Origin of the sequence: Bradyrhizobium sp. AC87j1, assembly GCF_002936975.1 — a bacterium.
GTDB lineage: Bacteria > Pseudomonadota > Alphaproteobacteria > Rhizobiales > Xanthobacteraceae > Bradyrhizobium > Bradyrhizobium shewense.
Window position 1 is genome coordinate 23,215 of the sequence record NZ_PTFE01000088.1, and the last position, 10,339, is coordinate 33,553.

The window sequence follows — 10,339 nt, forward strand, 5'->3', positions numbered from 1 at the left end:
TGATTGCAAGACATTCACTCAATTGGGTCAAGACGAAGTCTTAGCCGTGGCAAAACCGTCGAAAGAAAACACCCCGATCACCGAACACCTCGCCTACCTGCTCGCGCAAGCCAACCGGGAGATCAACCGGCAGCTCGAACTGAGGTTGAGCAAGGAAGGCGTCCCGGTCGAGCAGTGGCGCATCCTCAAGGTGCTGTCGGATGGCAACGGCCATTCGATGGGCGAGCTTGCGGGCGCCGTGCTGCTCAACCATCCGACGCTGACCAAGATGATCGACCGCATGGTCTCCGACACGCTGGTCTATCGCGTGCAAGACCCGGGCGACCGCCGCAAGGTCCTGATGTTCATCTCCGACCGCGGCAAGGTGCTGTGCAAGAAGCTCAACTCGCTCGCGGTCGACCAGGAGGAGCACATCCTGGAGAGCTACGGTGACAAGTCGACGAGTGAATTGAAGCGGCTGCTGGAGAGCTTGATCGATAGCTCGAATTAGACCTCGTGAATTGGAGCGTGGGCGCCTTGCGGAGCCGACACACTCGTCTGCCATTCAATGCATGGAGAGAGAAAAGCACGCGCGCTGGTCACGCCGGCTTGGTGGCGCTCAGAGCGCGCACCCGGGCCTTATTCAATTCTCAAGGCTCGCCCTTGAGTCCAGGCGGAGAATGAGCAGGCGTCGCATAATTGCATCATCGCCAGCACGAGAGGGGATAGCGTTGGCCGTTCCATGTCGTCCAGCCCGCGGCCTTGTTGCTGACCGGTTTAGCTAAATACCATTTATTGCCGTCGGCATGGTTGAAGTATACGCCGCCCTGCGTTCCGCTGCGTGGATTTGTTAACTTCACCCATCGCGAGCCATTATCTGAGAAGTTGCCTGCCCAGCGTGCTCCCGAGCTGCTGGTGCAAGTGCCGCCGCTGCAGCTTGTCTGACTGTCATCAACGGCGGCCCATTTCATCCGGGCCGACCGGCCGTCTATGTTGCACGACCATGTTCCGCCCCACCATCCGCCCACTTGGCTCGCAGGGGCGGAACCGCAAGCGTAGAAACTCAGGGCAAGAACACAAAAGGTGGTTGGCAGCGCGCGTTTGGACATTGTCTGGCTCCCAATTTTCGGGCCGCATATTGTGATTCAATCAAAACACGGATTGAGCTCAGTAGAGGTGATCCAGATCACAATGAGCAGTGGCAAAAGATTGGATGGTCTACCCGCAGGTGTTCTCCGAGACACGATGCCGCGCTTTGACGATCGGCTTTCGGGCTTCAGCTGCGCGGCCGGGGGAGCGAGTGGCCGCCGACAATCTGCAGCAACAGCACTCGGAAGTGATCACAGGAACAGGCGCCGCAGGCCACGCGCATGCAACAGAGCGATGCTTCTCACCTGTTCGCTCGGCATCGGGGCCGGTTGCCAAGTGGCCAAAGCGTGCTCAGCCGCGCGTGACGGATGCCAGACCGCCTGACAAATGTAAGCCAGCCATCCTCAATGGCGTGCGCCTACCATTCGTGATGCACCTAAAGATCAGCAGGCACCATATGGATCGGAAGCATTTCAACCCCTCGCGAACTCGTAGGCCAATACAGCACCGCGAGTTCGCTGGGTATTGAGATCATCGATCAAGCATACCGCCCGTGGCAATGCTTGTACTTCTTGCCTGAGCCGCAGGGGCAGTCCTCGTTGCGGCCGACCTTGCCCCAGGATGCCGGGTTCTTGGGGTCGCGCAACGCTGCATCGCTGGCCTGAGCGCCGAGCGTGACGCTGGCGAGCGCCATTTCGTCCTCGCCGGTGTTCGGATCGAACTTGTGCGCCTCCATCGGCGGCAGCACGGGCGCCTCCTGCTCCGGCGGGACGATCTCGACACGCATCAGCTGCGCCGTGACGGCCTCGCGCAGATGCGCACTCATCTCCTGGAAGAGATTGAAGGCTTCGGTCTTGTACTCCTGCAGGGGATCGCGCTGGCCGTAACCGCGCAGGCCGATGACCTGGCGCAGATGGTCGAGCATGATCAGATGCTCGCGCCAGAGATGGTCGAGCGTCTGCAGCAGAATGGTCTTCTCGACGTAACGCATCACGTCGGGACCCCATTGCGCCACCTTGGCCGCCATGTGCTCGTCGGCCTTGGTCTCGATGCGCGTCAGCAGCTCCTCGTCGGCGATGCCCTCTTCCTTGGCCCATTCGTCGACCGGCAGGTCGAGATCGAGCACGCGCTTCAATTCGTCCTTCAGCCCGGCGACGTCCCACTGCTCGGCATAGGCATGCTCGGGCACGTGCTTGGCGACGAGGTCGTCGATGAAGGCGTGACGCATGTCGGTCACGGTCTCGGCGACGCTCTCGTCCTTCATCAGGTCGACGCGCTGGTCGAAGATGACCTTGCGCTGGTCGTTCTGGACGTTGTCGAACTTCAAGAGGTTCTTGCGGATGTCGAAGTTGCGCGCCTCGACCTTCTGCTGCGCCTTCTCCAGAGCCTTGTTGATCCAGGGATGGATGATCGCCTCGCCCTCTTGCAGGCCGAGACGCTGGAGCATGCTGTCGAGGCGATCCGAGCCGAAGATGCGCATCAGATCGTCTTCCAGCGACAGGAAGAATTTCGAGCGGCCGGGATCGCCCTGACGGCCGGAGCGGCCGCGCAGTTGGTTGTCGATACGGCGGGATTCGTGGCGCTCGGAGCCCATGATGTAGAGGCCGCCGGGCTTGGTCACGGTCTTGGCCGGCTTGTTGCCCTTCGCAGGTTCGATCTCGACGGTCTCTTCCGCCTTCAGCACGATCTCGCGGAAGCGCTCGACGTCGGCCTTGATCTGCTCGATCTTCCTGGCCTTCTCGGCCTCGTCCTCGATGCCCGCGGTTTCCTTCGGGATGCGCATCTCGAGCGAGCCGCCGAGCTTGATATCGGTACCGCGGCCGGCCATGTTGGTCGCGATCGTGATCGCGCCGGGGACGCCGGCTTCCGCGACGATATAGGCTTCCTGCTCGTGGAAGCGCGCATTCAGCACCGCGAACAGTTTCGCCGGCTTGCCGGCGCGGGCGGCAGCGTAAAGCTTGTCGAGCGCGTTCTCCTTGCCGAAATCGATCTGCTTGTAGCCGTTCTGCTTCAGAAACTCGGCCAGCACTTCCGACTTCTCGATCGACGCCGTGCCGACCAGCACCGGCTGGAGCCGCGAATTGGCCCGCTCGATCTCGGCGAGGATGGCCGCGTATTTTTCCTTGTGGGTGCGATAAACCTCGTCGTCCTCGTCGAGGCGGCCGATCGGCACGTTGGTCGGGATCTCAACGACTTCGAGCTTGTAGATGTCGAAGAGCTCGTCGGCTTCGGTCAACGCCGTGCCGGTCATGCCGGCGAGTTTCTCGTACATCCGGAAATAGTTCTGGAAGGTGATCGAGGCCAGGGTCTGGTTTTCCGGCTGAACCTGCACGTGCTCCTTGGCCTCCAGCGCCTGGTGCAGACCCTCGGAATAGCGGCGGCCCTGCATCATGCGTCCGGTGAACTCGTCGATGATGACGACCTCGTCGTCGCGGACGATGTAGTCCTTGTCGCGCGTGAACAGCGTGTGGGCGCGCAGCGCCTGGTTGATGTGGTGCACGACGGAGACGTTCTCGACGTCGTAGAGCGACTCGCCCTTGAGCTGGCCGGCATCGCGCAGCAGGGTCTCGATCTTCTCCATGCCGGCTTCGGTCAGCGTCACCGTGCGCTGCTTCTCGTCGACCTCGTAGTCGGTCTTGTCGAGCTTGGGCAGGAAGCCGTCGATGGTGTTGTAGAAATCGGAGCGGTCGTCGAGCGGACCGGAGATGATCAGCGGCGTGCGCGCTTCATCGATCAGGATGGAATCGACCTCGTCGACGATGGCGAAGAAGTGCGGGCGCTGGACCATGTCCTCGAGCCGGTACTTCATGTTGTCGCGCAGATAGTCGAAGCCGTATTCGTTGTTGGTGCCGTAGGTGATGTCGCAGGCATAGGCCGCCTTGCGCTCGGCATCGTCGAGGCCGTGCACGATCACGCCGGTGGTCATGCCGAGGAAGCCGTAGATCTGGCCCATCCAGCTGGAGTCGCGGCGGGCGAGGTAGTCGTTGACGGTGACGACGTGGACGCCCTTGCCGGCGAGCGCGTTGAGGTAGACCGCGAGGGTCGCGACCAGCGTCTTGCCTTCGCCGGTCTTCATCTCGGCGATGTCGCCCTCGTGCAGCACCATGCCGCCGATCAGCTGGACGTCGAAATGACGCTGGCCGAGCGTGCGCTTGGCGGCCTCGCGCACGGTGGCGAAGGCGGGGACCAGCAGGTCGTCCAGCGTCTTGCCCTCGGCGAGCTGCTTCTTGAAGTCGGCGGTGCGGGCCTTGAGCGCCTCGTCGGAGAGCTTCGAGACTTCTCCTTCCAGCGCGTTGATCGCGTTGACGCGGGACTGATATCCCTTCACCCGCCGGTCGTTGGCGGAGCCGAAAAACTTGCGGGCGAGCGCGCCGATCATGCCTAGTTCCTGTGTTCGCGATTCAACCGCGTTGCAGCCAAGAAGTTGTCACCCGCCTGCCTATCAACTCACCGTGACGCCTCGTGGCATCAGAGCCCGGACTGCGGGGGTCATCCGCCATATGGGTGGGAATTGGGCAAGTCTGGGTTCAACGGCCAAAAACGCAGCAAAATAAACGCCATCGCCATGGTCGCGACCGGGCAGAGATATGGCCCGGTCAGGGGCTTGTCAACGGCGGGCGCATTGCGGCTAATTCATCATTTTGACAGACTTTTCGCGTTGCCAAGCCCCCCTGTATTGGGCGAGTGTCCGCCCCGCTCGAGCAGCCCCCTGCTTCAACATAAGGATTTTCCATGACCACCTCGTTCCCGGTAACCACCGGCCAGCGTTTCCGCAGTGCGTCCGCCCTGGCTGGCAGCCTCGCTCTGGCGCTGTCCCTGGCGTTCGCAGGCCCGCTCCGGGCCGCCGACGATCCGGTGCTGGCGAAGGTCAATGGCGCGGAAATCAAGAAGAGCGACGTCGCCATGGCCGAGGAGGAGCTCGGGCCGAGCCTCGCCCAGATGGACCCGGCGACCAAGGACGAGAACGTCCTGTCCTTCCTGATCGACATGAAAATCGTCAGCAAGGCTGCCGAGGACAAGAAGGTTGCCGATAGCGAGGAATTCAAGAAGCGCCTGGCATTCGCCCGCAACCGGCTTCTGATGGACAGCCTGCTCGCCGGCGAGGGCAAGGCCGCCACCACCCCCGACGCCATGAAGAAGGTCTATGAAGAGGCCTCCAAGCAGATCACCGGCGAGCAGGAAGTGCGCGCCCGCCACATCCTGGTCGAGACCGAGGACGAGGCCAAGGCGGTGAAGGCCGAGCTCGACAAGGGCGCCGATTTCGCCGAGCTGGCCAAGAAGAAGTCCAAGGATCCGGGCTCGGCCGACGGCGGCGATCTCGGCTTCTTCACCAAGGAGCAGATGGTGCCGGAATTCTCGGCGATCGCCTTCGCGCTCGAGCCCGGCAAGATCTCCGACCCCGTGAAGTCGCAGTTCGGCTGGCACGTCATCAAGGTCGAGGAAAAGCGCAACCGCAAGGCGCCGGACTTCGAGCAGGTCAAGGCCCAGATCGAGCAGTACGTCACCCGCAAGGCCCAGGCCGACTACGTCGCCAAGCTGCGTACCGAAGCCAAGGTCGAGCGGCTGGACCAGCCGGCGGCGGACGCCAAGCCGGCGGACGCAGCCAAGCCCTCCGACAGCAAGATGGCGCCCCCTGCAAAGAAGTAAGAATTCGCTGTCACTTCGGTGACGTGAAGCGTATCTAAGCCTTTGTGATGCCCGGCCCCAAGCGCGAAGCGCGTCTTCGCACAGAGGGGCCGGGCATCTGCATATTCAGATCCCACCAAGGCGCCCCACGATGTCCTCCACCGTCTCCCCGCTCGCCCCGAAAACAGTTCCCGACATGCCCACCATTGCGGGCATTCGTCTTGCGACGGCCGAAGCCGGCATCCGCTACAAGAACCGCACCGACGTGCTGCTGGCGGTGATGGACAAGGGCACCGCGGTCGCCGGCGTCTTCACCAAATCGAAGTGCCCCTCCGCACCGGTGGAATGGTGCCGCGCCAAGCTGAAGGGCGGCAAGGCGCGCGCGCTGGTGGTCAATTCCGGCAACGCCAATGCCTTCACCGGCAAGACCGGCCGCACCTCCACGGCGCTGACGGCCAAGATCGCGGCCAAGGCGGTCGGATGCAGCGAGGGCGAAATCTTCCTGGCCTCGACCGGCGTGATCGGCGAGCCGCTGGACGCGACCAAGTTCGACGGCGTGCTGGGCCGATTGGCTGAAGCCGCCGAGCCCGGCGACTACCTCGCTGCGGCCAAGGCGATCATGACCACCGACACCTTCCCGAAGGTCGCGACCGCGACCGTTAAGCTCGGCAAGGCCAGGGTCACCATCAACGGCATGGCCAAGGGCGCCGGCATGATCGCCCCCGACATGGCGACGATGCTGTCCTTCATCTTCACCGACGCACCGATCGCGCCCGCGGCCTTGCAGGCGCTGCTCAAGAGCGGCGTCGAGGACACCTTCAACGCGGTGACTATCGACGGCGACACGTCCACGTCGGACACGCTGCTGGCCTTCGCCACCGGCGCTGCCGCCGAGCACGGCGCACCGAAGATCAGCCGCGCCAGCGATCCGCGCCTGAAGGCCTTCGTCAAAGCCTTCAACCAGGTGCTCGCCAATCTTTCTGAACAAGTGGCCCGGGACGGCGAAGGCGCGCGCAAGCTGGTCGAGATCACCGTCGAGGGCGCCAAGACCAAGGCCTCCGCGCGCAAGATCGCGATGTCGATCGCCAACTCGCCGCTGGTCAAGACCGCGATCGCCGGCGAGGACGCCAATTGGGGCCGCGTCGTGATGGCAGTCGGCAAGGCCGGCGAGCCGGCCGATCGCGACAAGCTCTCGATCTCCTTCAACGGCATCCGCGTCGCCAAGAGCGGCGCGCGCGATCCTGACTATGACGAGGCGCAGGTCTCGGAAGCGATGAAGGCCCCGGAGATCGCGATCAAGGTCTCGCTCGGCCTCGGCAAGGGCCGCGACCGGGTGCTGACCTGCGATCTCACCAAGGAATATGTCGCGATCAACGGCGATTACAGGTCGTAGTTTCCGCTACTCTCAGACCGTCATCCTGAGGTGCGAGGGATGGGGCGCGAAGCGCCCCATCGGGAGCCTCGAAGGATGCACGGCCACCGCTACAGCCGCGTGGAGAGAGCTGGGCCGTCGCCCTTCGAGGGCCGCTGAAGGAGCGGCCACCTCAGGGTGACGGTAAGAGAGCGCGAGAGCCGTGCTTCAAATCACCCTGAAATCCGCGCGTCCGCGACCGCTTTCTTGAACAGCGCATTCATGGCGTCCGAGATGCCTTGCGTCGGGCTCACCTCGAAATAGAGCCCGGACGAGGCGCAGCTCTGCATGTTCTGCGCGATCTCGCTGTTCGGCGACGGCCCGTAGGGGCCGGTATTGAACGGAGCGATCCATTTCATGTACCAGCTGTTGGTGGGCAGCGCGAGGTACGTTGTGTACAGCACGGCAATCTTGACGCCCCGGTCCTTCATCGTCTTGCAGAGCGCAGCATTGAGCGGCGATTGGCACCGCGTGGTGCCGGAGAGCGGTTTCAGGCATCCGGTGTTGCTCTCGTCAGCGACCCCGTCGGAGACGAAGAACAGATATTTGAGCGGGCTGGAGGACGTGCCGGTTCCGGGGGAGCTGATCTCGCCGTTGATCGCAGGGAATATCGCGGTGAATGCCGTGTCTTGGTCGTTATTCTCGTTCTGACCGTTCACCGACATCAGGTCGATATTACCCGCCGCCGATTTGGCGCTGGAGAGAGAGCCCGACAACGAAAACAGATTGCGCAGGCCGAGCGTGCTTGCGGAGCCGCCGAAATCGTAGATCGCCATTCTGAACTGGTTTGAATAGGTCTGGGTCGCACTCGCCGTATCCATCAACGACTGCGTTGCGGTCCGAAGCACGTCGATCCGGGTGGTCACGCCAAGCTTCTTGGCAAGGTCGTAGTAATTGTTCTTATCCTTGAGGTCGTGGCAGGCGAAAGCGCACTTGTCCGATGTGTTGTTGACCATCGTCTGCACGTCGGTCGGCGTGGCGCCGACACCCATCGACGGCGAATTGTCCAGCAGCAGGTAGAAATCGATATAGAGCGGCATGCTGGCCGTCGCTTTCGACGTACCGCTCAGCGTCAGCGCGGACTTGCCGATCAGGCCGAGAAACATGGTGTTCATGGTGGCGTTGAACGCAACGGTCGAGGTCACGGTCGATCCGGTTTTGACCACGGTCGGCGTGACGCTGTTGAGAGTGTAGCCGGTCTGATTGGCGCGATTGGCGTCGAAGATGTTCTGGGCGTCGGTGACGCCGACGGAAATCGAGCCATCCGACGTCATGGTACCGGCGGCCTTGAAGGCCGGCGAGGCCTTGGCGATCGAGCCGACGCTGGCAGCATCGGCCGCGGCCTGAAGCTTGGCCCGGGTCTGCGTCGCGCGCGAGTAGTCGACCGCGCAGCCGACCGCTGTGATCAACGGGACGCAGGCGAGCGCGAAGATCACCGCGATATTGCCGCGCCGGTCTTGGACGAACCGGCGGATGATGGTGGAAAGCGCAGCGCGCATGGCTTGGGCCCGGAGTGGTTTAAGCGTTTCCACTCTAGGAACCGTCGATTAAATATGACTTATGGGAATCTCGGAAACACGGGGCGCAAAGGGTTAATAAACCGTTGCGGATGATCTTCAGCGAGCGACATCACGTATGGCCGATCTGAAACTGACACTGGTTGTGGCTTGCGCGCTGATCGACGCCGACAAGCGCGTCCTGATCGCGCAGCGCCCCGCGGGCAAGACGCTGGCCGGCCTCTGGGAGTTTCCCGGCGGCAAGCTCGAGCCAGGCGAGCGGCCGGAGCAGAGCCTGATCCGCGAGCTGCACGAGGAGCTCGGCATCACCGTCGCCGAGCCGTGCCTGGCCCCGCTGACCTTCGCGAGCTACGGCTACGAGACCTTCCACCTCCTGATGCCGCTCTATATCTGCCGGCGCTGGGAGGGACAGGTGACGCCACGCGAAGGCCAGACCCTGGCCTGGGTCCGTGCCAACAAGCTGCGCGACTACCCGATGCCGCCCGCGGACATTCCGCTGATCCCGCATTTGATTGATCTGCTGATGTGAGATGCGCTGTGCCCCGGATGCAGCGCAGCGCTCCTTCAGCGATGCGCTGCAGAGCCGGGGCCCACGCTTGCCGCGGAGCTGGGTCCCGGCTCTGCGCAGCAGCGTTTCACGCTGCAGCGCGTCCGGGACACGCATCACTCTTTCCCCGCCTTCTTCACCGCCTCCGCCAGGCTCGCTTTCGCCGATCCCGGCTTCAGCGGCTGCTGCTGGCTCGCATGCGGGGCCCAGCCGGAGAGCCAGATGATGTCGAAGGTCGCACGGATGCGGCCGTCGGCATCGGCAAAGCGCTCAGTGTAGATCTCGGCCATCCGCAGTAGCGTCGCGCGCCGGCTCGGTGTTCGCCGCCGCTCGATCAGCACATTGGCCGCGCCCATGCGCCGGAGATCCTGCATCAGCGCGAATGCGTTGGAATAGCGCACCACGACGCGGTCGACGTCGGTCACCGGCAGCGCAAAGCCCGCCCGCTGCAGCAGCGCGCCGATGTCGCGCAGATCCGCGAACGGCGCCACGCGCGGCGAAACGCCGCCCTCGCATTCGGCTTCCGCGGCGGCAAAGGCCTGGCGCAGCTCGGTCAGGCTGTCGCCGCCGATCATCGCGGCGAGCAGCAGGCCGTCGGGCTTCAGCGCACGACGGATTTGTGCGAGCACGCCCGGCAGGTCGTTGACGAATTGCAGCGCCAGCGCGGAGACGACGAGATCAAGGCTTTCGGGCGCGAAGGGCAGCTTTTCCTCGCCAGCTTCGCCGAGCGCGATGCGTTGGAGCGACGGCCGCCGCCCACGCAAATCGACGAGCCCCTCGCCGGGCGTCCAGAGATCGGCCGGCGCATGAAACTCGCGCATCACCGCAGCCAGCCGGTCGGACATATCCTCCGCGACACGATCAAGCAGGAAGGTGACCTCGCCCTTCGCCTGCGCTCGCCGCTGCCGTGCATGCAGCAAGGCGCGATCGAACAAGGCGGGCGGGGTTTGGGGGGACTGAACCATGCCGCTGGTTACGCCGATCATGCTGGCTCTGGCAATCGCCCTCGTGTCCCGGACGCGCCGCAGCGCTCTTGCGCTGCTGCGCAGAGCCGGCAACTGTTATTGGGGGCCGGCCTTCAGGTACGGTTTCCTGTCGCGCATCATAGCGTTAAGGACCGTTAGCAGCTTCCTGGCAACGGCAATGAGGGCGAGCTTGGCCGGTTTGCCG

General features: G+C 63.6%; 8 protein-coding genes and 1 pseudogene. 4 read left to right on the top strand and 5 right to left on the bottom strand.

Annotated elements, in window-relative coordinates; genetic code table 11:
* Positions 1–46: 46 nt before the first annotated feature.
* Positions 47–490 (top strand): MarR family winged helix-turn-helix transcriptional regulator, encoded by a 444-nt coding sequence (locus CV770_RS32250; RefSeq protein WP_018320557.1) that lies wholly within the window; start codon positions 47–49, stop codon positions 488–490.
* A gap of 193 nt (positions 491–683) precedes the next feature.
* On the opposite strand, the gene CV770_RS44330 is transcribed toward CV770_RS32250, so the two are convergent.
* A complete protein-coding gene (locus tag CV770_RS44330; protein ID WP_502693629.1) occupies positions 684–1,088 on the bottom strand; it encodes a DUF6006 family protein in 405 nt (134 codons plus the stop codon).
* Positions 1,089–1,606: 518 nt separating this feature from the next.
* Positions 1,607–4,447: a preprotein translocase subunit SecA gene (gene secA / locus CV770_RS32255; RefSeq protein WP_104465219.1), complete on the bottom strand. Its 2,841-nt coding sequence runs from the start codon at positions 4,445–4,447 to the stop codon at positions 1,607–1,609.
* A 353-nt stretch (positions 4,448–4,800) separates the two neighbouring features.
* Between secA and CV770_RS32260 the strand changes: the two genes are divergently transcribed.
* The gene (locus CV770_RS32260; RefSeq protein ID WP_018320555.1) at positions 4,801–5,715 is read left to right on the top strand and encodes a peptidylprolyl isomerase; all 915 of its coding nucleotides are present in this window, start codon (positions 4,801–4,803) and stop codon (positions 5,713–5,715) included.
* Positions 5,716–5,845: 130 nt separating this feature from the next.
* A complete protein-coding gene (argJ, locus tag CV770_RS32265; RefSeq protein WP_104465220.1) occupies positions 5,846–7,087 on the top strand; it encodes a bifunctional glutamate N-acetyltransferase/amino-acid acetyltransferase ArgJ in 1,242 nt (413 codons plus the stop codon).
* A gap of 191 nt (positions 7,088–7,278) precedes the next feature.
* Here the strand turns inward: argJ and CV770_RS32270 are convergent, their stop codons facing one another.
* On the bottom strand, positions 7,279–8,604 hold the full coding sequence (locus CV770_RS32270; protein WP_091966077.1) for a TadE/TadG family type IV pilus assembly protein: 1,326 nt from the start codon (positions 8,602–8,604) through the stop codon (positions 7,279–7,281).
* Between the two features lie 136 nt (positions 8,605–8,740).
* Between CV770_RS32270 and mutT the strand changes: the two genes are divergently transcribed.
* Positions 8,741–9,151 carry an 8-oxo-dGTP diphosphatase MutT gene (mutT, locus tag CV770_RS32275; protein WP_104465221.1) on the top strand — a complete coding sequence of 137 codons (411 nt, stop codon included), beginning with the start codon at positions 8,741–8,743 and terminating at the stop codon, positions 9,149–9,151.
* 134 nt (positions 9,152–9,285) lie between these two features.
* Here mutT and CV770_RS32280 read toward each other — a convergent pair whose 3' ends face one another.
* Entirely contained in the window at positions 9,286–10,155 is an 870-nt protein-coding gene (locus tag CV770_RS32280; protein WP_104465222.1) for a methyltransferase domain-containing protein, read from the bottom strand.
* Between the two features lie 75 nt (positions 10,156–10,230).
* A pseudogene (locus tag CV770_RS43540) lies at positions 10,231–10,339 on the bottom strand (IS110 family transposase); the annotation flags it as partial.

Bases quoted from the DNA above. Each gene is read 5' to 3' on its own strand.
- CV770_RS44330 (WP_502693629.1), bottom strand. From the start codon at position 1,088: ATGTCCAAACGCGCGCTGCCAACCACCTTTTGTGTTCTTGCCCTGAGT.
- secA (WP_104465219.1), bottom strand. From the start codon at position 4,447: ATGATCGGCGCGCTCGCCCGCAAGTTTTTCGGCTCCGCCAACGACCGG.
- CV770_RS32260 (WP_018320555.1), top strand. From the start codon at position 4,801: ATGACCACCTCGTTCCCGGTAACCACCGGCCAGCGTTTCCGCAGTGCG.
- argJ (WP_104465220.1), top strand. From the start codon at position 5,846: ATGTCCTCCACCGTCTCCCCGCTCGCCCCGAAAACAGTTCCCGACATG.
- CV770_RS32270 (WP_091966077.1), bottom strand. From the start codon at position 8,604: ATGCGCGCTGCGCTTTCCACCATCATCCGCCGGTTCGTCCAAGACCGG.
- mutT (WP_104465221.1), top strand. From the start codon at position 8,741: ATGGCCGATCTGAAACTGACACTGGTTGTGGCTTGCGCGCTGATCGAC.
- CV770_RS32280 (WP_104465222.1), bottom strand. From the start codon at position 10,155: ATGATCGGCGTAACCAGCGGCATGGTTCAGTCCCCCCAAACCCCGCCC.